Origin of the sequence: Streptomyces sp. NBC_00510 (assembly GCA_036013505.1) — a bacterium.
Taxonomy (GTDB): domain Bacteria; phylum Actinomycetota; class Actinomycetes; order Streptomycetales; family Streptomycetaceae; genus Actinacidiphila.
This window is the reverse complement of the sequence record CP107851.1, coordinates 9,711,951-9,734,243: the sequence shown is the minus strand read 5'-3', so window position 1 is coordinate 9,734,243 and position 22,293 is coordinate 9,711,951. Positions and strand designations below refer to the sequence as shown.

Genomic DNA, 22,293 nt, shown 5'->3' with positions numbered 1-22,293 from the left:
ACACATGCCCCAAAGGCGCGATCCTCTTTCCCGGCCCTACGGGACATCACCACATTGACGGGACATCCTTCCGTTGACAACCTCCCCGCCCTATAGGACGGGGATTCCTGGCTCACGTGGGCTGGGGACCAGCGGTCCACCAGCGCTTACACGATCGGCACCAGCCGGGTTGAGACCAGCCCGGACCAGCATCACGCGGGCGGAGTTCTTGTCCCTGGGAGACACGGCTCCGCACGCGGTGCAGGTATAGGTACGTTCCAAAAGAGGAAGTGCGTGCTTGGTTCTCGCTCCGCACGACGCACAATCCATGGTGGTGTGCGCGGGATGCACCAGGCGGACGTCCCGCCCGTGCTTGCGGCCCATCTCGATCAGAGCCGTCTTCGTGGCCCCGATCGCCGCGTCCGCCGCCTTGCGCGCCATCGTGGTCTTCGCGAGGAACTTCGGCCGGAAGTCCTCCACCGCGAGCACGTCATGGTCGGTCACGACGCGCTTGGCCCACTTGCGGGCAGTGTCCTGCCGCCGACGCGCCACCTTCTTGTACAGCTTCGCCGCCTGATGCCTGGCCTTGCGGTAGCCCCTGGACCCAGCCTGCCCACGAGCAGGCTTACGGCGAGCCATCATCTTCTGGTACCGCGCGAGACGCTGCACGGCGGTCTTCCCGTGCTAAGCGTGCGGCAGGTCGTGGGCGTCGCTGGTGGTGGTCGCGGTCTCACGCACGCCCCAGTCCACGCCGATCACAGCGCCGGTGGCAGGCAGCGGCTCAGGGGCAGTGGCCACGACGAACGAGGCATACCAGTGGCCGAGGCTGTCCCGGTACACCCGCACCGACGTGGGCTGGCTGGGCAGGTCGCGGGACCACACCACCGACACGACGATGCCGCCGGCCAGGTGCAGGCGTCCGTCCTTGAGCCTAAAACCGCGGGTGGTGTAGTTCAGCGACGGGGCGGCCTCGCGCTTGCGCTTGATGCGGGGCATCCCGGCCCGCTGCCTCATCGGCAGCCTCGCCGCGATGTCCTTGATCGCTTTGGTGCGGGATATGGCGAAGTCCCGGATGACCTGCTGCTGCGGCACCGAGCTGCCCTCCCGCAGCCACGCCATCGACCGCCGCGCCTCGGTCAGCATCCTGTCCAGCTGCGCGGGACCGCACGTGGCCTTCTGCTCGGAGGTCTTGTTCAGGCCGTGGACCTTGCGGGACACCGCCACACACTCGTTCCACACCCACCGGCAACGCGCCCACTCCGCCTCCAGACCGGCACCCGCCGACGACGACACCCGCAGCCGATAGGTGAACCGGGCATACCCCGACCCCTGCCCGGCCACCACCGCCGTCGTCATGCCCGGGAATCTAACAGCCCCCACCGACAACGAAGGAGAGCGCAGGTCAGAACAGACACGCAGAGAGCTCCGCCGCTTCGCGGCTCCCACTCAAGGACCCATTCCGCCACGGCCTGAAGGCCAGGGCACCCTGGGAGAAATCAGGTGACCGGCTCAAGCGGCGACGCCGGCCCCGTAGCGGTCAGGAGCTTTCCGCCACCGCGGCGGCGAGACGCGCCACGAGCGCCGCAACCGCGGCACGCAGCTCTTCCCCGCCCTCGACGCGGAAGGCGAACGGCACCCTTGCCAGCCATTCCTGCGCGTACATGTCCGGGTTGCGGGTGCTGCCGACCAGCACGCATCCCTCCCCCGAGGGCTCCAGGCGCCCCATGGGCGGCCGGATCCACGGGGCCACCTCGGCCAGGGGCGCGTCGAACACCACGCGAGTGGAGAACTCCCACCCCAGACCCAGGTTCTCCTCGAGCGCCGCCACCGGGTCCAGGCCCTCGGGCGGCTCGAACCCGTGCCCGGTCGGCCGGACCGCACGGATCCGGTCGAGCCGGTAGGTGCGGATCGCGTCCGCACGATGGGAGTGGCACAGCACGTACCAGCGCCCGTAGCGGACGACGATGGACCAGGGATCCACCTCCGCCTCCCACTCGTTGCCGGCCTCACTGCGGTACGTGACCGACACGCGCCGCCGGGCCGCGACGGCGTCGACGAGTTCGCTGGTGATGGCCGGATCGGGGCGCGCCGCGTACGGGTCCCCTGCGGTCGACGCGTACTCCCGCAGGAGCGCCGCCTGTTGGCCGACGCTCTCCGGAAGCGCCTTGACGACCTTGCCCAGGGCGGTGCCGACCAGGTCGTCGGTGTCGGCCACGGCCGGCTGGGCGCCGAGCACCGCCATCACCAGGCCGAGGGCCTCGGACTGCGTGAAGTGCACCGGAGGCAGCCTCGTCCCGCGGCCCAGCCGGTACCCGCCGTGCGGCCCCCGGGCCGACTCCACGGGGATGCCGGCCTCCCGGAGGATCCCGACGTACCGGCGCGCGGCGCGCTCGGTGACGCCCAGCCGTACGGCGAGTTCGCCGGCCGTCGTACCGGGGCGGGTCTGGAGGATCTCCAGGGCGCGCAGCGCCCGCGCGGTGGGGCTGAGGTCGTTCGGCACGGGAGCAGGTTAATCCGAATGAACCGGCAGTGGATCGTCCGGATCTCCTCCTACGGTGGCGTCCACGAAGTTGGAGAAGGGAAACCGACCATGGACATCCTGCTCATCGGCGGCCTGTGGCTGAACGGATCCGTGTGGGGCCGCGTCGCGCCCGCGCTGGAATCGCTCGGCCATCGCCCCGTGCCGCTCACCCTCCCGGGCCAGGGGGACGGCTCCGTGTCCGCCACCCTCGACGACCAGTTGGCGACGGTGCTCGCCGCGGTGGACGCCGCACCCGGCAAGCCGCTGGTGGTGGGGCATTCCGCCGCCTCCACGCTGGCCTGGCTGGCTGCCGACCGGCGGCCGGAGCGGGTCGCCAAGGTCGCCCTCATCGGTGGTTTCCCGACCGCCGACGGTCAGCCGTACGCCGACTTCTTCGAGGTGACCGACGGCGTCATGCCCTTCCCCGGCTGGGGCCCCTTCGAGGGGCCGGACGCCGCCGACCTCGACGACGGGGCCAGGCGAGAGCTGGCGGCCGCCGCGATCCCGGTGCCCGCAGGCGTGTCCAAGGCAGTGGTGCGACTGACGGACGAACGGAGGTTCGACGTCCCGGTCGTGGTCGTATGCCCCGAGTTCACGCCCCCGCAGGCGCAGGAGTGGATCAGCGCCGGTGACATCCCGGAACTCGCCCGGGCCAAGCACGTCGACTTCGCCGACATCGAATCGGGCCACTGGCCCATGATCACCCAGCCCGCCGAACTGGCCCGGATCCTGGCCCGGGCAGCCGACGCGGCCTGACGGGGGGTCCACCGGGCCCGGACGCAGACCGGCGGAGATCATCCGGACCGCGGTGACCAAGGGTGACCCGCCGAGCTGCAACGAGAACTCATACGTCGCGGCGGGCCCGCACGGCCCCGGTTCCCCACAGGGGATGGAGCCGGGCGGGTGGGTGCTCGATCGGCAGGTCGGGGCGCCAGGTGGTCAGGCACTGGGCACTGGGGACGAACAGGCCGTTCGGGAGCCGGTCGAGCGGCCACCACCGCCAGTCGCCCACGCTCTCGCCGGGTTGGTCACCCGGCTCGCCGTCCCATGCGGTGATCACCGCGGCCACGGTCGCCCGCAGCATGCCCTGGGCCTCGTCCAGGAGCAGGCCGAGCAGCTCGACGTCCTCCTCGCGTACGGTGCAGCCGGTTTCCTCCTTCACCTCGCGGGCGGCGGTGCCGGCGAGGGACTCCCCCCTTTCCACCGAACCCCCGGGCAGCTCCCACGTACCCCGCCGGTGCCGGCCCAGCAGAAGACCGCGGGGGCCGTGGAGGATCGCCCCGACGCCGAGGGCGGTGTTCGGCGGCGGCGGGCCGGTGGTGCGGGGGCGGCTGGTGGCCCGGATGCGCCGACGTACGCGGAACAGGCGGCAGGACGTCGGGACACCCTCTTCCGGCGCGTCCAGGACCTCGATCCGCTCGACGACGAAGCCGTGCTCCTCCAGCAGGTCCCGCCACAACTCCGGTGTCAGGACCCACATCTGCACGATGAGCTGCCCGCCGCCCGCCAGGGGCAGGATCTGCGGGCGGGCCGTGACGGTGTCCGAGGGGCCCTGGCCGTCGGAGGCGGTGTGCAGGACCGAGAACACCAGCCTGCCGCCCGGTGCCAGCGCGTCCGCGACGGCGGGCAGCAGCCGGCGCGGGTCGACGTACGCGAAACCGTGGACGGAGTAGATCACCTCGTACGGATCCGCCCGCCGCAGATGGTCGACCGCGTCGGCCAGGATCAGGCGCAGCCCGGGTACGGCGGAGTAGCGTGCGGCGGCGCGCTCGTACTGGGTGGGCGAGGCTTCGACGGCGTCGACGTCGGCACCGTGCGCACGGACCAGATGGGCGGCATGCCTGGCCAGGCCCGAGCCCCCGTCCGGCCAGAAGCCCCAGGAGATGTCGTCCGCGTCGGGAACGTCGGTGCCCCTGGCCACGTGGTGGGCCCCGTAGGCGGTCCAGGCGTCGGCGTTCGTCACTTCCGCAGGATCCACAGTGCTGTTCTTACCCACGGTGCGGCCGCGCCTGCCCATGACGGCCATTCGACACCACACCACGCGCCGCCGTCGATGAGCGTGCGTGCCCTGGAACCCGACGAGCCGTCAGAACGCCTTCATCGTCGCACCGTAGACATCCGACCTACTCGCGTCACGGAGCCTCGAACCTCGCGCCAGAGATGGGGATATCACGGACTAAAAGTCCATAAGATCAACAGCGACAAGGGCAAAGGTCGGGTTAATTTGGCACCAGCCGTTGACATGGGCGAAACAAGTTGATTATTTATGAATACTTTTCGTGGGCTGCTGTGACCCTGGAAGGGAACCCTTGCCGTGTCCGCTTCTTCCCGACGTGACTTCCTCCGCCTGGCCGGCGCCACCAGTGGTGCTCTCGCCCTGTCGAGCGGCCTCTACCCGTTCGCCGCACATGCCGCTCCCGCCCGTCCGACCAGCGTGGACATCGTCCCGGAGGGGAAGGCCACGTCGATCTGGTACCGCACGCCCGCCAACGAGGCGCGCATCATCCAGGAGGCACTGCCGGTCGGCAACGGCCGGCTGGGCGCGCTCGTCGGCGGCGATCCGGCGGACGACTTCCTCTACCTGACCGACGGCGCGTTCTGGACCGGCGGCACCAACGACACCCTGACCGACGACGGCCAGTTGCCGTACGGTCCGGACGACTTCGGCAGCTTCGGCCTCCTGGCCAAGCTCCGGATCGCGTTGCCCGGCCACTCCGGCAAGGCGGTGAGCAAGTACCGTCGCCGGCTCGACCTGAGCAACGGCGTGGTCTCCGCGGAGTACCTGCACGAGGGCAACCTCCACCGGCGCGAGGTGTACGCCAGCCATCCGGACGACGTGGTCGTCGTCCGGCTCAGCGGCGGGCCGCACACCGGTACGGTCTCGCTGGCCGGCACGCACGGCGAGACCACCGCGGGCGGCAGCGGGAACGTGTCGTTCGCCGGGACGCTGAAGAACGGTCTGCGCTACGCGGCGGCGGTGACCGCGGTCAGCGCGTCGGGCCGGGTCAGTGTGGAGGGCGACAAACTGTCCTTCGCCGGGTGCCGGGAGCTGCTGATCGTGGTGTGCGGCGGCACCGACTACTCCCCCGACGCCGCGAAGAAGTTCCGCGAGCCGGGCACCGATCCCCTCGCGGTGGCCCGCGCCAAGATCGCCGCCGCGGCGAAGGTGTCCGAGAACGAGCTGCTCAAGACCCACGTGTCCGACTACCACCGGCTCTACAACCGGTTCAGCATCGACCTGGGCGAGTCGTCGGCGCTGCAGCGGTCCCTGGACTCCTGGTCGCGCATCGCCGTGAGGTACACCGACGCGACCACGCCGGACCCGGAACTGGAGGCCGCCTACGTCCAATACGGCCGCTACCTGACGATCACCGGCTCCCGCGACTGGCTGCCGATGAACCTGCAGGGCATCTGGGTGCACAACAACAACCCGGACTGGTACGCCGATTACCACACCGACATCAACGTCCAGATGAACTACTGGCTGGCCGACCCGGCCGGCCTGGGCGAGAACGCGTACGCCCTCGCCCGGTACTGCGTGTCCCAGCTGCCGGTCTGGACCGACGTCACCAAGCGGCTGTACAACGACGAACGCAACCGGTTCCGCAACAGCACGGGGAAGATCGCCGGCTGGGCGGTCGCGTTCTCCACCAACATCCACGGCGGCAGCGGCTGGGCCTGGCACCCCTCCGGCAACGCCTGGCTGTGCAACTCCCTGTGGCGGCACTACGAGTACAGCCAGGACCGCGCCTACCTGGAGCTGATCTACCCCGTCCTGAAGGGGGCCGCGGAGTTCTGGCAGGCGCGCCTGATCAGCACGACGGTCACCGGGACGGACGGCACGTCCCAACAGGTCCTGATCGACGACACCTCCTGGTCCCCGGAGCACGGTCCGGACGGGAAGGGCAACACCTACGGGCAGGAACTGGCGTGGGAGCTCTTCGAGGAGTTCAAGGCCGCCTCCCGCGTGCTCCACCGGGACACCGAGCTGGCCGCCGAGCTGAGCGCGATGCAGGCCAAGCTCTACCTGCCCCGGGTCAGCCCGAAGACCGGCTGGCTCGAGGAGTGGATGACCCCCGACAACCTCGGCGAGGTCACGCACCGGCACCTGTCTCCGCTGATCGGCTTCTACCCGGGCGACCGGATAGCCGCCGACACCAGCCCGCCGGAGCTGCTCGAAGGGGTCCGTGCCCTGCTCACCGCGCGCGGCATGGACAGTTTCGGCTGGGCGTGCGCGTGGCGGTCGCTGTGCTGGTCCCGGCTGAAGGACGCGGAGAAGGCCTACCAGCTGTACCTGACGGTCCTGCGGCCGTCCATCACCAACGGCAACGGCACCTCGGCCAACTGGTTCGACATGTACAGCCAGGGCAGCTACACGATCTTCCAGATCGACGCGAACCTGGGCGGTGCCACCGCCGCGCTGGAGATGATCCTCTACTCGCGGCCGGGCGTCATCGAGCTGCTGCCCGCACTCCCCCAGGCCTGGGCGGCCAAGGGTTCCGTGACCGGCGTCGGCGCCCGCGGCGGCTTCGAGGTGGACCTGTCCTGGCGCAACGGCAAGGTGACCGAGGCGACCGTCCGCAGCACCGGCGGGACCGCCACCGAGCTGCGCGCCGGCGCCTTCCGCAAGCAGCTCACCCTCAAGCCCGGCAAGTCCGTGACGATACACATCCCCTAGCCACGGTCTTCGCGACGGCCTGCCGGTTCCCCCGGCGGGCCGTTTCGCATTCCAGGTTCCGTTCCGCGGCCGCATCCGTGGGCCGGTGGGACGTCCGGCCGGTTCCAGCGGACGGGAAAAAGCAAAGGCAAGGAGAAGTCTCTCCTTGCCACTCTCAAGGTATAGCGCACCGGGGGGCTTGCGGCAAGGCCCGGGGGGTGGCGCACAATCGTCGGCCGAGGCCACAACCTGCGGAAATGAGGGCACGACGTGCGTGTGTTGTCGACGGAGGTATCGCGTTGAGCGAGCAGTACGTGATCGATCTGCACGAGGTCGACGAGACGCGGGTCGCGGTCGTCGGCGGCAAGGGCGCGCACCTGGGCGGGCTGTCGCGGATCGACGGCATCCGCGTGCCGGACGGCTTCTGCGTGACGACGGACGCCTTCCGGCGGATCATGGCGGAAGCCCCGTCGATCGACGACCGGCTCGATGAGCTGTCGCGCCTGGACCCGGACGACCACGAGGCGATCCGCACGCTCAGCGCGCAGATCCGCCGGGCCATCGAAGGGATCGCCATCCCGGACGATCTCGCGGCGGCGATCGCCCGCCCGCTCACCCGGCTCGGCGAGCAGGCCGCCTACGCCGTGCGGTCCAGCGCGACGGCGGAGGACCTGCCGACGGCCTCCTTCGCCGGCCAGCAGGACACCTATCTGAACGTCGTGGGGCCGGCGGCGATCCTCCGGCACGTCAGCCGGTGCTGGGCCTCGCTGTTCACCGAGCGGGCCGTGACCTACCGGCGGCGCAACGGCATCGACCACCGTACGGTCCACATGGCCGTGGTCGTGCAGCAGATGGTGTTCCCGCACGCGGCCGGCATCCTGTTCACGGCCGACCCCGTCACGGGCAACCGGAAGCTCGCCACCGTGGACGCCGGCTTCGGCCTCGGCGAGGCCCTGGTCTCCGGCCTGGTGAACCCGGACGTCTTCACGGTGCGGGACGGCGAAGTCGTCACCAAGGCGATCGCCGCCAAACAACGTGCCGTTCACGCCCTGCCGACCGGCGGCACGCACGAAGTGGCCATCGACGCGCAGCGGCAGGAGCAGCCGGCGCTGACGGATGCGCAGGTCGTACGGCTCGTGCAGCTCGGGCGGCGGATCGAAGCGCACTTCGGCCGCCCGCAGGACATCGAATGGTGCCTGGTCGACGACTCCTTCCAGATCGTTCAGAGCCGGCCGATCACGACGCTGTTCCCCATCCCCGAGGCCGGGGACGAGGAGAACCACGTCTACGTATCCGTCGGCCATCAGCAGATGATGACCGACCCCATGAAGCCCCTGGGGCTGTCCATGTGGCAGCTGACGGCCATGGCGCCGATGCACACGGCCGGCGGGAGGCTGTTCGTCGACGCCACCCGGCGCCTGGCCTCGCCCGCGAGCCGCGCCGCCCTCCTGGACGTCATGGGGAAGGGCGATCCACTGGTCAGGGACGCTCTGGAGACCGTCCTCGACCGCGACGACTTCGTCCCGTCACTCCCGGACGCACCTCCCGGCGGGCTCCCGTTCGGCGCTGCTCCCGCCCCGATCGCGACCGATCCGGCCATCGTCACCGAGCTGATCGAGCGCAGCCAGGTGTCCATCGCCGCCCTGGAGCGCGACATCCAGGCGAAGACCGGCCCGGCGCTGTTCGACTTCCTGCTGGAGGCCTTCGAGGAGCACAAGCGGGCCCTCGGTGATCCGCTGAACATGCAGGCGATCATGGCGGGGATGGAGGCCACCTGGTGGCTCAACGACAAGCTGCAGGAGTGGCTGGGCGAGAAGAACGCGGCTGACACGCTCACGCTGTCCGCCCCCGACAACATCACGTCGGAGATGGGACTGGCGCTGCTCGACGTCGCGGACGTGATCCGCCCGCACGCGCAGGTGGTGGCGTTCCTGCAGGGCGTGCAGGACGAGAGCTTCCTGGACGAGCTGCCGAAACTCGCCGGGGGGACCGAGGCACGCGACGCCATCGAGGGCTACCTCGACCGGTACGGCATGCGCTGCGTCGCCGAGATCGACATCACGAGGCCGCGCTGGCGCGAGCGCCCCACCACGCTCGTGCCCGTGATCCTCGACAACGTCAGGAACTTCGAGCCGGGCGCCGCCGAGCGGCGCTTCGAGGAAGGCCGGCAGAAGGCGCAGGAGAAGGAACAGGACGTGCTGGCACGCCTGCGGGCCCTGCCGGACGGGGACCGGAAGGCCGACGAGGCCAAGCGGATGATCGACCGGGTCCGAACTTTCATCGGGTACCGGGAGTACCCGAAGTACGGCATCGTCAGCCGCTACTTCGTCTACAAGCGGGCCCTGCTGGAGGAGGCCGAACGCCTCGTGCAGGCCGGCGTGCTCGCCGAGAAGGAGGACGTCTTCTACCTCACGTTCCAGGAATTCCACGACGTCGTGCGCTCGCACCAGGTGGACGCCCGGCTCATCCAACAGCGCAAGGACGCGTTCCGGTCGTACCAGGCGCTCACACCGCCCCGGGTCCTCACATCGGACGGCGAGGCCCTCACCGGGGCGTACCGGCGCGACGACGTGCCGCCCGGCGCCCTGATCGGCGTACCGGTCTCCGCCGGGACCGTCGAGGGGAGGGCCCGCGTCATCCTCGACATGGCGGAGGCCGATCTCGAGGCGGGCGACATCCTGGTCACGACCTTCACGGACCCCAGCTGGTCGCCGCTGTTCGTCGCCATCGCGGGCCTGGTGACCGAGGTGGGCGGTCTGATGACACATGGCGCGGTGATCGCCCGGGAGTACGGCCTGCCGGCCGTCGTGGGCGTGGAGCAGGCCACCCGGCGGATCCGGGACGGACAGCGGATCCGCGTGCACGGAACCGACGGGTGCGTCGAGATCCTGCCGTGACGGAGAGGGGGTGGTGCGCCGGGATTCCGGCGCACAACCCCCCGCACCCATTTCGGGACCCACGCGTGCGGCGTTACGCGGCGGGGTGGGGGGACAGGAGCCGGGCGAGCCAGTCGGTGCGGGTCCGGCGGGCCGTGGCCGAGATGCGCGCCTGCGGGTACAGGGCGTCGAAGCCGTGGAAACCGCCTGCCCAGACGTGGAGTTCGGCTTGGCCGCCGGCCGCCCAGATGCGGGTGGCGTAGTCGGTGTCCTCGTCGCGGAAGACCTCGGCGGAGCCGGTGTCGACGTAGGTGGTCGGCAGGCTTGAGAGGTCGTCGGCCAGCGCGGGCGAGACGTACGGGGACACCTCGTCGTCGGTGCGGTCACCGAGGACCGCGCGCCATCCGAACGCGTTCATCTCCCGGGTCCAGACGCCGGGCCCGCCGGAGTACTGGCGGCTGGAGGCGGTGGTGTCGCGGTGGTCGAGCATGGGGCAGATCAGCATCTGGGCGGCGATGGCGGGGGTGCCGAGGTCGCGGGCCATCAGGGTGACTCCGGCCGCGAGTCCGCCGCCCGCGCTGGCGCCGGCGACGACGATCCGGGCGGGGTCGATGCCCAGTTCCTCGGCATGTTCGGAGATCCAGAACAGCCCCTGGTAGCAGTCCTCGACGAGGGTGGTGCCGGTGGCCTCGGGGGCGAGCCGGTAGTCCACGGAGGCGACGACCGCGCCGAAGGTGTCGAGCCACTCCAGCGGGATGTCGATCTGTGAGAACCGGTCGCCCATGACCATCCCGCCGCCGTGCATCCAGTAGATGCAGGGTGCGGCCGTGCTGCGATCGGTGTTCGCGGGGCTGAACACCGACAGGGGAAGAGGGGTACCGTCCTCGGCCGGCACGGTGATCTCGCGCCGGTCGATCCGACGGTGGGCGGTGAGGGAGTCGACGGGTGGCGACGGCATCCGGCGCAGTTGCGCGAGTACCTCCGGGCTGAGCTGGGACATCAGCGGCATGTCGGCCAGGAGATCGCGCAGTTCGGGGTCCAGGGCGGGTCGCGGCGTGGTCGTGGAGGTGGTCGCGGGCATGCTCGTGGTCATGGTCGTGGGCCTTTCGTGGGGTGGTGACGGACGCAGCGGCGTCCCGGCTTCAGAAGGCGGCCTTGCCGCGGACCGGGACGTAGTCGGTGTATGCGGGCTCTTCGGCCAGCAGTCCGTCGATCTGCGCCACGATGGCCTGGGCGGCCTCGCCGGCGAAGATCCGGTGGTGGTCCTCCTCGCTGGTCCATCCCTCGGTGACGTGGACGACGTCGGGATCGGAGGCGGAACGGGAGACGAGGTAGACGAGGCAGTGTTCGCTCGCGCCGGGGCTGCCCTCGTTCAGCCCGGTCAGCAGCAGGTCCACCAGCCGGTCGCCCGTTCCGGGCCTGGCGGTCAGGGTGGCGTTGAAGCCGTACTGCACAATCATCGATTCCTTCTTCCCGGTGATGGAGTGGAGTGGTTCCATTCAACCGAGCTGACCTGCGGAAACGTTAGAACGATGCTCGCTCGTCCTTGCACGTTCCTCTCATTCGGGGGAGCTGCCGCACGCAGTGGTGCTGCAATGGGCGCATGCCCTTCGAAGAGCTCCGCACCCTGCTGGCCCGGCACGCCCGCTCCGACTCGACCACGGACATCGACGGCGTCCTGGTCTCGAGGGTGGACCGGCCGGATCCGCCGGCGCCCTCGACGTCCGGCACGGTGCTCGCGGTCATCGCCCAGGGCGCCAAACGCCTCGCGCTGGGCGACCGGGTCTACGAGTACGGACCCGGGCAGTACCTGGTCGCATCCGTCGACCTGCCCGTGACCGGGCAGTTCACCCAGGCGGACCCCGACCGGCCGGCGTTGGGCTTCGGGCTGACGCTGGAACCGTCCGCCGTCGCCGAGTTGCTGTTGCAGGCCGGCCCGGGGGACATCCCCCGGGCCGGCGGGGGCGCCCCGTCGGGGATCGCCGTCAGCGACGCCCCGGCGCCGCTGCTGGACGCGGTGGTCCGGCTGTTGCGCCTGCTCGACGAACCCCGTGACCGCGCCGTGCTGGCCCCGCTGGTCAAGCGCGAGATCCTGTGGCGTCTGATGACCGGCGAGCAGGGTGCGGCGGTGCGCCAGCTCGGCCTGGCCGACAGCGGCCTCAGCCACGTCTCCCGGGCCGTGCGCTGGATCCGCGAGCACTATGCCGAGCCGTTCCGGGTCGAGGACGTGGCGCGTCGCTCCGGGATGAGCGTCTCCGCCTTCTACCGCAACTTCCAGGCGGTGACGGCGATGAGCCCGATCCAGTTCCAGAAGCAGATCCGGCTGCAGGAGGCACGGCTGCTGCTCGCCACCCACCCGGGCGACGTCACCGGAGTCGGCCAACGCGTCGGGTACGACAACCTCTCGCAGTTCAGCCGCGAGTACCACCGCCAGTTCGGCGCTCCCCCGAGCCGGGACGCCGCCCGCATGCGGAACACCGCGCAGACCCCGTAGGCGCGCAAGGGAGCGGGGACGAGGGCCTGTTGGGGCCGCCGGTGGGCGGTGCGCCATCGGCGGCCCGGCCTTGCTCGGTACTTGACCGCTGTCGGAACCGGAGCCTTTCCGTCGTCCGTGCCCACGGTGGCGTTTCCGCTGCACTCCTCCGTGGGCGGCCCGCACGCCGCGCGCATCACCAGTATGGGTGATATCCGCTGCGGTCCCCGGATCCAGGGAGCCGGCCGTTCGTCGCGTGAATGGGGTAATCGGCGCCGTGCGCGCGCGATCGCGCGAAACATTCATTGACGCATCACTGCGCGGCCGATGAGACTCCATTTCCGGTAAAGAATGTGCAAGGGGCAACTATGAAGTCGTTCGTGCATAGAGGACAGATCACGAAAGTGGTCTTCGGCAGCGGAACGCGCAAGGGGCTCGCCGACGAGGTCAGGGCGCTGGGACGCGGCCGGGCCCTCGTGCTGTGCACCCCCGGCCAGACCGACCAGGCCCGGGAGGTGAGCGGGCTCCTCGGCCCGGTCGCCGCCGGGGTGTTCGACCAGGCGGCCGCGCACACGCCCGTACCGGTCACCGAGAAGGCGGTCGACGCGGCCCGCGCGGCCGGCGCGGACTGCCTGGTCGCGGTGGGCGGCGGCTCGGCCATCGGGCTCGGCAAGGCCGTCGCGCTGCGCACCGGGCTGCCGCAGCTCGCCCTTCCCACCACCTACGCGGGTTCGGAGATGACCCCGATCCTGGGCGAGACCCAGGGCGGTGCGAAGACCACCCGGCGGCTGCCGGAGATCCTGCTCGACACGGTCGTGTACGACGTCGACCTCACCATGACCCTGCCCCCGCACGTCGCCGCGGTCAGCGGGCTCAACGCCATGGCGCACGCCGTGGAGGCGCTGTACGCCCAGGACGGCGACCCGCTCGCCTTCCTCACCGCCGGTGAAGCCCTGGACGCCCTGGCCGCGGCCCTGCCGGCGATCCTCCGGGATCCCGCGGACACCGAGGCGCGCGCCGCCGCGCTGTACGGGGCCTGGCTGGCGGGGACCTGTCTGGGCACCGTCGGCATGGCCCTGCACCACAAGGTGTGCCATGTCCTGGGCGGTTCCTTCGGCCTGCCGCACGCGGAGACCCACGCCGTCGTGCTGCCGCACGTCATCGCGTACAACGCCCCGGCGGCCGGGGCGGCCATGGCCCGGATCGGCCGGGCGCTGCCCGGCGCCGACCCCGCCACGGCGGTCTTCGGCTTCGCGGGCGGCATCGGCGCGCCCCGGGCGCTGCGTGACCTCGGCATGCCCGAGTCGGGCATCGGCGAGGCCGCCGACCTGATCGTCCGGGACGGCTACTGGAATCCGCGGCCGGTGCGGCGGGACGCCGTGCGCGACCTCCTGCAACGGGCCTGGGCGGGCGAACCGCCGCGCCGGGCCGCTTCCGACCATTCCTCCGACCCGACGGGAGCCCGTCATGCGTGACCTCACCGATTCCACCATCACCGAGGCCGTCGTCTCCACGGTCAGCGGCGCGAAGGACGACCGCCTCGCCGAGATCCTCGAGTGCCTGGTCCGGCACGCGCACGACTTCGTCCGTGAGACCGGCCTGACCGAGCAGGAGTGGGCACGCGGCGTGGACTTCCTCACGCGTACGGGGCAGAAGTGCACCTCCACGCGGCAGGAGTTCATCCTGCTGTCCGACGTGCTGGGGATCACGATGCTGGTCGACGCGCTCGGCAACCGGCGGGCGCAGGGATCGACGCAGAACAGCGTCCTCGGTCCCTTCTTCCGTGACGACCGCCCGCAGGCGGCCGACGGCGCCGACATCTCCGAGGGGCTGCCGGGCACGCCCTTGTTCTTCGAGGGACTGGTGACCGACGACCACGGCGCGCCGGTCGCGAACGCGGAGATCGACGTCTGGCACAGCGACGCGGACGGCCACTACGACGTGGACGTCCCCGGCCTGTCCGACCCGGCCATGCGCGCCCTGCTGCGCACCGACGGCGAGGGGCGCTTCCGCTTCCGTTCGATCCGCCCGTCGAGCTACCCCATCCCCGACGACGGTCCGGTGGGCGAGATGATGCGGGCCACCGGCCGGTCCGTGATGCGGCCGGCGCATCTGCACGTCATGATCGCCGCCGAGGGGTTCCAGCGCGTGACCACGATGCTGTTCCCCTCCGACGACCTGTACCTCGACCAGGACCCGGTCTTCGGCGTCAAGCAGTCGCTGGTGACGCAGTACGCGAGCCACCCGGCCGGCACCGGTCCGTACGGCACGCGGACCGACCAGCCGTACACGCTGCTCCGTCACACCTTCGTGCTCGAGCCGGGACGGTCGGCTCATGACCCACGGCCTTCCTGACGGGCGGCGCCCGGCCCTGCCGGACCTGCCGGCGCACGTCGTGCCCCGGCCGCGGGTGACCCGCCGCATCCTTCAGGCGCTGGCGGGTCATCCGGTGCTGGTCGTCGCGGCCTCCGCCGGGGCGGGCAAGACCACCGCGGTGCTCCAGGCGGCACGGGCCCTGCCGGGCCCGGCCGCCTGGATCCCCCTGGGCGGGCTCCCCGCCGGGGACGGCACCGGTGAGGTGCTCCGCGCCCGTCTGGCGGAGGCGGTGTCCGCCGCCGGCGCGGGGCCGCCCGTGCTCGTGGTCGACGGGCTGGAGCACGTCGCGGGCCGGTCCACGGCCGAGGAGGCGCTCACCGCGCTCGTCGTGGAACCGCCGCGGGGGCTGCGGCTGGTGCTCGTCACGCGCGCGGAGCCGCCCCAGGGCGTCGGAGGGCTCGCTGACGTCCATCGCGTGGCGTTCCTCGACGACACCGACCTCGCCTTCGACGTCTCCGAGGCGGCCCGCGCCCTGCGTCGCACCGGGCAGGACGGCCAGGCGCACTCCCGGGTGCGGACCACCGGGGGCTGGGTCACCGGTGTCCTGCACGACTGGTGGGCCACGGACCCCGCGGCCGCGCCGGGCAGACTCGACCTGCTCTCCTCCGACCTGCTGCGGCAACTCACCGAGAACGAGACGGCGCTGCTCGTGGCCACCAGCGTGCTGGACGAGGTGACCGCCGAGTCCGCCAACGCGCTGGGGCTGTACGGGCCGGACCGGGTCATGGCCTCCCTCCGCCACCGCCGGCTGCCGCTGACCTGGTCCCGCGACGGCACCTGCATGCGGGCGCTGCCACGGTTCCGTCAGTACCTGCGCAAACGCGCCGATGCCATGGAGGAGGGCGCCCGGCGCGAGCTGAGACGCCGGCACGCCGCATTGCTGGAGACGGCGGGCCGTCACGAGGACGCCGTCACCGAACTGCTGATGGCCGGGGAGTCGGCGGCCGCCCGGCGCGCCGCAGAACAGGTCCTGCCCGGCATCCTGGACCGGCTGGACCTGACCACGGCCGAGAGCTGGCTCGACCGGATGCGGCCGGTGCCCGGGCCGCCCGCCCCGGGGCTGGCGTCCGCCGCGCTGCGCGTCGCGTTCGGCCGTGAGCAGTGCTGGCGCGGGCTGCGGCTGGCCGACCACCACGGACGGTCCTGGTGGGGCCGGCTGCCCGAACAGCCCGGCGGCAGCGAGGACCTGGCGCTGCTGGTGTGGTGCTTCTGGCACGCGGGCAGGCTCGACGAGGCCCGGCGGATGCTGCAGGTGATGCCCCCCGGCCGCCACCGCGACATCGCCGCCGCCCTCATGTCGCTGGCGGACGGCGGCCCCCTCACCCCGCTCCCGCACCTGCGGGCCGACGCCGCGGGCCCGGTCGAGGTCATGCTGATGCGGATCGCCTACATGGGCGGACGGCTCGCCGAGCTCCAGGACGATCCCGCCCCGCGCGGTGCCTGGCGCCGGGCGACCGGCGCCCCGTGGACCGTCGCCGCGCTCCGCGCGACCGGCCGCATCTCCCAGGCCGGCGAGATGTACGCGTCCCTCGGGGACGGCCCCCGGCCGGTGTGGCTGACCGCCATCGACGACGTGGAGCTGATGGCCGACCTCGGACGGCGCGAGGAGGCCTGGGCCGCGCTGGCGGCCGGGCGCCCGGCCATCGCCGCGACCGGCTCCCGCGTGTACGAGATCCTCAGCCTGCTGCTGGAGGCCAAGCTCGCGCTGCGGCTCGACCGCGACCTGGCGCGGGCCGCCCGGGCGCTGACTGCGGCCGGCCGTCGGGGCAGCGCCCGCTACGCCTTCACCGGAGAACTGTCCGGCACGTGGCGCGGCCTGCAACTGCTCCTGGCGGGCCGGGACCAGGAGGCGGCCCGCCAACTGGCCGACGCGGTCGCCGACATGACCGCGGGCGACCGGCTGCTGGAACTGCCCACCGCAGCGGTCTACTTGAGCGAGGCGATGTGGCGCGCCGGTGACATGGAGGCCGCGGACGCCGCGGCCGACCTGGCCCTGGGGGTGGCCGCCGCCCAAGGCGGCCGCCATCTGCTGCTGCAGGCGCTGGACGACATGCCGGCGGTCGCCGTGCGCAGGGCCGACGCCGAGCCCTCGCACTCCTCGCCCTGGCACGAGCTGGTGGCGGCGCGGTCCTCCGGCCCGGCGCTCAGCACCCCCGCCGCACCGCGTCTGGTCCTCGAGGAGTTCGGGGCGGTCCGGCTGTCCGTGGACGGGCGGGAGGTGCACCCGCGCCTGGCCAAGAGCACCGAGCTGCTGGCGTTCCTGCTGGCCAGGCCCGCCGCGACCGCGCGGCGCCCGCTGCTGCTGAGCGCCTTGTTCCCCGGCCGGAGCGACGCCGCGGGGCGCAGCTACCTGCGGCAGGCGGTGTACCGGCTGCGGGAGGTGCTTCCGGAAGGTCTGGCGCTCCTGCAGGACGGTGACGTCTACCGGCTGACGCCCGAGGTGTCCGCGGCGGGCTCCTCGGGCACCTTCCGGCGGCTGCTGGCCGAGGCCGGCAGGCAGGACGGCGAGCACCGGTTCCACACCCTGCTGCAGGCGCTGCGGACCGCGGGGCGCGGCCCGTACTTCGAGGGCGTGTCCACACCGTGGCTGGACGCCCGGCGCGAGGAACTGGCGGCCGCGCTCATCCAGGCGCAGGTCGACGCCGGCGCCGTCGCCCTGCGCCTGGGCCGGATCCGTGAGACGCGGGAGCTGGCGGGAGCGGCGCTGGAACGTGATCCGTACCGTGAGCAGGCCTGGCGGCTGGCGCTGGCCGGCGCCGAGGCGGCCGGGGACGACGACGAACTCATCGAGCTGTACCGGGGTTACCTGCGGGCCATGGCCGATCTCGGCGTGCGCCCGTCGGAAGAGATGAGACGCCTGGTCGAGCGGCTGCGCCGATGAGCCGTGAACCCCCGGCCACACTGCGGTTTCCCTCCTATTAACAGGTGGCGGCGCACAGTTCACCACGTCCACCAGGGCTCGGCACACTCCTTCCCGGAGGTCTCCCATGACTGAAACCCTCGACATGACCGTCGCCTTCCGCGCCACGATGGGACGCCTGGCCACCGGGGTCAGCGTCATCACCACGCGGACCGCAAGCACCCCCGTGGGCATGACGGCCAGTGCGGTCTCCGCACTGTCGCTGGACCCGCTGCAGCTGATCGTGTGCATCGGCAACCACCTGTTCACCCGCACCGCGATCGCCGAGCACGGACGCTTCGCCGTCAACGTCCTGGGCGAGGACTGCGAACACCTGGCCCGCACCTTCTCCGCTCCGGTGAAGGACCGCTTCGCGGGCGTGAGCGTCGACGAGGACCACGGCGTGCCGGTGCTCAAGGACGCGATCGCCACGATGGTCTGCGACGTCTCCCAGGCGCTGCCCGGCGGCGACCACACCATCTTCGTCGGCGATGTCCGGCACTTCGAGCACAAGGCGCAGGCCCGTCCGCTGCTCTATTTCGCGGGCGGATTCGGCGTCCTGAGCTAGGTCCTGTCGTCACAGTCCCCCCGGTGCCCGGTGCCGTGTCGTGCCCGCCGGGCACCGGGGACCCTAACGGCCCGGTGGGAGGCTCCTTGAACACCATTGCCGAGTACAAGCTCCACCCGCCCGCGCGGCCACGGCAGTTCGTGCCGCGGCCGCGGCTGCTGCGTCGTCTGGACGCCGCGGTGGAGCCCGTGGTCGTCGTCTCGGCGCCGCCGGGCGCCGGGAAGAGCGTGCTGCTCGCCGACTGGGCCCGCGCCCTCCAGGCCCGTGACGGCCAGGTGGCGTGGCTGGAGCTGGACGCGTACGACAACACCCCGGCGCGGCTGTGGGCCGGGATCCTCACGGCGCTCCGCCCGTTCCGGCCGGGGCTGCCCACTCCCCCGCCCGCCGCGGCATGGACGCTGGAGGTCTGGGTCGAGGACCTGCTGCCCCGCATCCTGGCGGCGCCGGCGGGCGGATCGCCGCTCACCCTGGTGCTGGACGGGGTGGAGTGGCTCACCGACCAGGCGGCCCTGCGCTGCCTGGGGGACTTCCTGACCGCGCTTCCCGCCGGCATGCGGGCCGTGCTGGCCACCCGCCACCTCCCCGGGGCGCCGGTGCCGGCGCTGCGCGCCCGGGGGCTCGCCGCCGACCTCGCAGCGGACGAACTGCGCTTCACCCCCGAGGAGACGGCCGCCCTGCTGGCGAGCCGCTCCGGCGGCCCGGTGGACGAGCGGAGCGTGCGCGAGCTGTACCACCTGACCGAGGGATGGGCGGCGGGCCTGTGCATGCTGGGGCGCACGCGCGCCGGGTCCGCGGCCGACGCCCGTCCCGGCGGGCCTGCCGTCGACGGCGCCCGCGCGGTCGCCGACTACCTCGGCACCGAGGTCCTGGACCGGCTCACCACCGAGCAGCGCGCCTTCCTGCTGCGCACCAGCGTCCTGGACGAACTGAGCCCGGAGTCCTGTCATGCCGTCACGGGCAGCGACCGCGCCGGAGTGCTGCTGCGCGACCTCGCGCGGACCGTGCAACTGCTCGTGCCCTCGGGTACGGCTGCGGGGGCCTACCGGCACCACCCGGCGTTGCGCGCGCTGCTGACCGGGGTCCTGGCCACCGAGCAGCCCGGTGGGGCCGCGGCACTGCACCACGCGGCCGGGCACTGGTACGGCGAGCGGCGTCGGACGACGCCCGCCGTACGGCACTTCGTGCAGGCCGGCGACACCCCCGGCGCGCTGGCGGCCGTCCTGCAGGCCTGGGAGGAGACCCTGGCCGCGGGCCGGACCGCGGACGTCGCACGGTGGCTGCGCATGCTGCCGGCTCGCGCGGTCCGCGCCGACGCCCGGCTGTGTGTCGTGGCGGCGATGACCGCGTTGTGCGAGGGCGATCCCGAGGCGGCCGAGCGGTGGCTCGACGTGGCGAAGGCCCGGCCGTGCGGGCCGGGCACCGTGGGGGAAGGGGGAACGGTGGCGCAGGCGGGGGCCGTTGCCCGTGCCCTCGTCCGCTGTCTGCGGGGGGAGGGCCCCGCTCAGGTCCGGCTCGACGGGGCGGACGTGCGCCGTCCCGCCGCGCTGACCGCCTGGCGGGCGCTGGCCTGCGTCGCCCAGGGCACCGCACTGCTGTGGCAGGGGCGTACGCAGGAGGCGGACGCCCGCCTGGCCGAGGCGGTCCGCGACGCGCACGGCGCTCGGCACTCGCTGGTCCTGGTCCGCGCCCTGGGCTCGCGGGCCCTGTGCGCGTATCTGGACGGGAACCGGGAACGGGCGCGCACCCTGGTGGAGCAGGCGCTGGAAACGGCCCGTGCCGAGGGTCTGACCGGCCACTTCACCGCGGCGCCCGCCCATCTGTGCCATGCGGGACTGCTGTTGGAGGACCTTGCCCGCGCCGAGGCCGCCGATGCCCTGTCCGGCGCGACACGGGCGCTGACGGCGACCGTCCACGGCGGCGAGCCGCACTTGTGGGCGCTGGCCGGCGTCGTCGCGTCGGGTCTGCCGCGCGGCGTTCGCGGCGCCGTCCCCGTGTCCGTGCCTGAGGAAGGCGGTGCCGTTCCGGAGGTGCTGGGCGGTCTGCTCGCGCGCCTTGGCACGGCACGGCCCGAGCCGGCCACAGCAGCAGCACCGGTGCCGCGAGCGCAGGACCTGTCCCCCGGGGAACGCCGCATCCTGCGCGCCTTGTGCGGTCCGCTGACGCTGCGGGAGATCGCCGCCGAGCTGCATGTGTCCCGCAACACCGTGAAGACCCAGGTCAGTTCCCTCTTCCGGAAGCTCGACGCGCACAGCCGCAGCGGCGCGGTGGCCCGGGCCCGGGAGTGCGGCGTGCTGCATCCCGGGCCCGGCACCTCCTACGACGCGTCCTGCCGGCGGGCGTAATCCGCCTGGGCCGTGTACGCGGTGTCCTTCTCCTCGGCGGGACCGTCGATGCCGCACACCTTCCGGGCGAGGTCGGCGATGGGCCCGCTCGGGGACAGTTCGGCGCGCTTCATGGTGAGCGTGCGGATCGCCAGCAGCGGCGTGCCGTTGAAGTTCTCGAAGGTGCTGATGCGGTCGCCCCAGTCGGACAGGAACAGGTCACGGATCACCCGGCTGATCTTCAGCCGGTCGTGCGGCCTGCCGACCGGGCCGGTCTGCAGTGCCTCCAGCCAGGGCCGCAGCTCCGGGCGCTGCCACTGCCCCTCGGTGGGGAAGATCAGCGAGGCGCGCCCGGCCAGGTCGATCACCTCGTTGACCATGCGGGCGATGTTCTCCAGGTAGTACGCCCTGCCGTAGTCGAACATCAGGACGTTCGGCTTGTACAGGCCGCCCGGGGTGGTGAAGCCCTCGTCCTCGCAGGCGAGCACATGGGCCTTCAGCGTCTGGTGGAACCCGGCGAACTGCGAGATGCGCGCCTGCACCGGGGGCAGCTGGTAGGTGCCGATGTGCTCGGTGATCAGCAGGGTCAGTCCGAGCATCAGCTCGGCGCGCACCATCTGCCGCACGAGCGCCTGGTAGTGCAGCCAGTCGAAGACGCGCTGCGGGTACAGCGCGGCGTGCTGGGGGTTGCCGATGTGGAACACCCGGTCCCAGGGGATCAGCACGTCCTCGAAGAGGATGACGCTGTCGAGCTCGTCGCCCTGCGAGGCGAGCGGGTGCTCGACGTCCTCGCCGTCGCGGACGTTGCTCTCCCGGCAGATGATGGTGACGCCGGGCGCGTTGGGCGGGACCGCGCCGAAGATGACCTGCTCCGGCTGGATGCCCGGGCGGTAGAACACGCCGATGTGGATCCAGTCGCCGAAGGCCGCGCCCGTGCCGATGGCCTTGACGCCCCGCACGGTGATGCCCTCGTCGGAGGTGGCCACGACCTTCAGCGCGGGCGATTCCGCCTGGGCGGACTCACGGGAACGGTCGGTCTGCGGGTCCACGAACGCCGGCGTCGTGTTGAGGTCGCCGTCCCGTGCCTGCCGCCAGAAGTCGAGGATCCCCGCGGTGAGGTCCCGGCCGTCGGTCCCCACGGCCTGGCTGCTCCAGGGCTCGGGGTCGTCGACGTAGGTCAGCAGGACGTAGTTGTTGACGTCGGGGGTGCGCGGGGTGGCGCCGCCGCCCAGCTCGTGCAGCACGGTCTCGATGTAGCGCCGCTTGCGCTTCAGGTCGTCCTTGCTGCGGTGCTGGAACCACGTCATGGACCGGCGGACACCGTCCTCGTCCACGAACGTCATGACGTCCTGGAGGTCCGGGCGGTGGTGCAGGTCGTAGAACTCGGCGATCCGCCGGGCGTACGCCCTGGTCTTCGGGTGCGTGGCGACGTTGTCGACGAGCTCGTCGCCCACCCACACCTTCCGGCCGTCGTCGAGTGCCGCCAGGTATTCCTTGCCTGTACGCACGTCGTGCTCCTTTCCGGGACACGGGATCTGGATGGAATGCAGCCTGCGCCCCAACGGGGTGAGAGCGAGCCCCGCCGCGGCACATCACCCCGGGTGAAACCGCCGGTCACAGGCC

14 protein-coding genes and 1 pseudogene are annotated in these 22,293 nt (G+C 72.1%); 9 read left to right on the top strand and 6 right to left on the bottom strand.

The window, feature by feature from the left end:
• Positions 1-90: 90 nt before the first annotated feature.
• Positions 91-1,335: pseudogene (locus tag OG937_44450) on the bottom strand (transposase).
• A gap of 181 nt (positions 1,336-1,516) precedes the next feature.
• Positions 1,517-2,479, bottom strand: a complete 963-nt coding sequence (locus tag OG937_44445; protein WUD78277.1) for a WYL domain-containing protein — start codon at positions 2,477-2,479, stop codon at positions 1,517-1,519.
• Between the two features lie 90 nt (positions 2,480-2,569).
• Between OG937_44445 and OG937_44440 the strand changes: the two genes are divergently transcribed.
• On the top strand, positions 2,570-3,256 hold the full coding sequence (locus tag OG937_44440; protein ID WUD78276.1) for an alpha/beta hydrolase: 687 nt from the start codon (positions 2,570-2,572) through the stop codon (positions 3,254-3,256).
• 88 nt (positions 3,257-3,344) lie between these two features.
• Here OG937_44440 and OG937_44435 read toward each other — a convergent pair whose 3' ends face one another.
• Positions 3,345-4,463: an NUDIX domain-containing protein gene (locus OG937_44435; protein WUD78275.1), complete on the bottom strand. Its 1,119-nt coding sequence runs from the start codon at positions 4,461-4,463 to the stop codon at positions 3,345-3,347.
• Positions 4,464-4,814: 351 nt separating this feature from the next.
• Between OG937_44435 and OG937_44430 the strand changes: the two genes are divergently transcribed.
• On the top strand, positions 4,815-7,178 hold the full coding sequence (locus OG937_44430) for a glycoside hydrolase family 95 protein (GenBank protein ID WUD78274.1): 2,364 nt from the start codon (positions 4,815-4,817) through the stop codon (positions 7,176-7,178).
• A gap of 278 nt (positions 7,179-7,456) precedes the next feature.
• Positions 7,457-10,054 carry a phosphoenolpyruvate synthase gene (ppsA, locus tag OG937_44425; protein ID WUD78273.1) on the top strand — a complete coding sequence of 866 codons (2,598 nt, stop codon included), beginning with the start codon at positions 7,457-7,459 and terminating at the stop codon, positions 10,052-10,054.
• A gap of 73 nt (positions 10,055-10,127) precedes the next feature.
• On the opposite strand, the gene OG937_44420 is transcribed toward ppsA, so the two are convergent.
• Together OG937_44420 and OG937_44415 are read right to left on the bottom strand one after the other, a co-directional pair.
• Positions 10,128-11,126 (bottom strand): alpha/beta hydrolase, encoded by a 999-nt coding sequence (locus tag OG937_44420; GenBank protein WUD78272.1) that lies wholly within the window; start codon positions 11,124-11,126, stop codon positions 10,128-10,130.
• A 49-nt stretch (positions 11,127-11,175) separates the two neighbouring features.
• Complete coding sequence (locus OG937_44415) at positions 11,176-11,493, bottom strand: antibiotic biosynthesis monooxygenase (protein ID WUD78271.1); 318 nt, start codon at positions 11,491-11,493, stop codon at positions 11,176-11,178.
• Between the two features lie 143 nt (positions 11,494-11,636).
• Between OG937_44415 and OG937_44410 the strand changes: the two genes are divergently transcribed.
• From OG937_44410 to OG937_44385, 6 genes are all read left to right on the top strand, one after another.
• The gene (locus OG937_44410; protein WUD78270.1) at positions 11,637-12,527 is read left to right on the top strand and encodes an AraC family transcriptional regulator; all 891 of its coding nucleotides are present in this window, start codon (positions 11,637-11,639) and stop codon (positions 12,525-12,527) included.
• Positions 12,528-12,874: 347 nt separating this feature from the next.
• A complete protein-coding gene (locus OG937_44405; GenBank protein WUD78269.1) occupies positions 12,875-13,981 on the top strand; it encodes a maleylacetate reductase in 1,107 nt (368 codons plus the stop codon).
• Positions 13,974-14,861 (top strand): hydroxyquinol 1,2-dioxygenase, encoded by an 888-nt coding sequence (locus OG937_44400; GenBank protein ID WUD78268.1) that lies wholly within the window; start codon positions 13,974-13,976, stop codon positions 14,859-14,861. The genes OG937_44405 and OG937_44400 overlap by 8 nt, the downstream gene beginning before the upstream one ends.
• Complete coding sequence (locus OG937_44395) at positions 14,842-17,763, top strand: transcriptional regulator (GenBank protein WUD78267.1); 2,922 nt, start codon at positions 14,842-14,844, stop codon at positions 17,761-17,763. The genes OG937_44400 and OG937_44395 overlap by 20 nt, the downstream gene beginning before the upstream one ends.
• Positions 17,764-17,869: 106 nt before the next feature.
• Positions 17,870-18,349 carry a flavin reductase family protein gene (locus OG937_44390; GenBank protein ID WUD78266.1) on the top strand — a complete coding sequence of 160 codons (480 nt, stop codon included), beginning with the start codon at positions 17,870-17,872 and terminating at the stop codon, positions 18,347-18,349.
• A gap of 86 nt (positions 18,350-18,435) precedes the next feature.
• Positions 18,436-20,691 carry a LuxR C-terminal-related transcriptional regulator gene (locus tag OG937_44385; protein ID WUD78265.1) on the top strand — a complete coding sequence of 752 codons (2,256 nt, stop codon included), beginning with the start codon at positions 18,436-18,438 and terminating at the stop codon, positions 20,689-20,691.
• On the opposite strand, the gene OG937_44380 is transcribed toward OG937_44385, so the two are convergent.
• Entirely contained in the window at positions 20,664-22,178 is a 1,515-nt protein-coding gene (locus tag OG937_44380) for a 4-hydroxyphenylacetate 3-hydroxylase family protein (protein WUD78264.1), read from the bottom strand. The two genes, OG937_44385 and OG937_44380, sit on opposite strands and share 28 nt — an antisense overlap.
• Between the last annotated feature and the right edge of the window lie 115 nt (positions 22,179-22,293).

What these genes read in the sequence shown, in the direction of transcription:
- OG937_44440 (WUD78276.1), top strand. Translation starts at nt 2,570, where the DNA reads ATGGACATCCTGCTCATCGGCGGCCTGTGGCTGAACGGATCCGTGTGG.
- OG937_44420 (WUD78272.1), bottom strand. Translation starts at nt 11,126, where the DNA reads ATGACCACGAGCATGCCCGCGACCACCTCCACGACCACGCCGCGACCC.
- OG937_44415 (WUD78271.1), bottom strand. Translation starts at nt 11,493, where the DNA reads ATGATTGTGCAGTACGGCTTCAACGCCACCCTGACCGCCAGGCCCGGA.
- OG937_44410 (WUD78270.1), top strand. Translation starts at nt 11,637, where the DNA reads ATGCCCTTCGAAGAGCTCCGCACCCTGCTGGCCCGGCACGCCCGCTCC.
- OG937_44405 (WUD78269.1), top strand. Translation starts at nt 12,875, where the DNA reads ATGAAGTCGTTCGTGCATAGAGGACAGATCACGAAAGTGGTCTTCGGC.
- OG937_44400 (WUD78268.1), top strand. Translation starts at nt 13,974, where the DNA reads ATGCGTGACCTCACCGATTCCACCATCACCGAGGCCGTCGTCTCCACG.
- OG937_44395 (WUD78267.1), top strand. Translation starts at nt 14,842, where the DNA reads ATGACCCACGGCCTTCCTGACGGGCGGCGCCCGGCCCTGCCGGACCTG.
- OG937_44390 (WUD78266.1), top strand. Translation starts at nt 17,870, where the DNA reads ATGACTGAAACCCTCGACATGACCGTCGCCTTCCGCGCCACGATGGGA.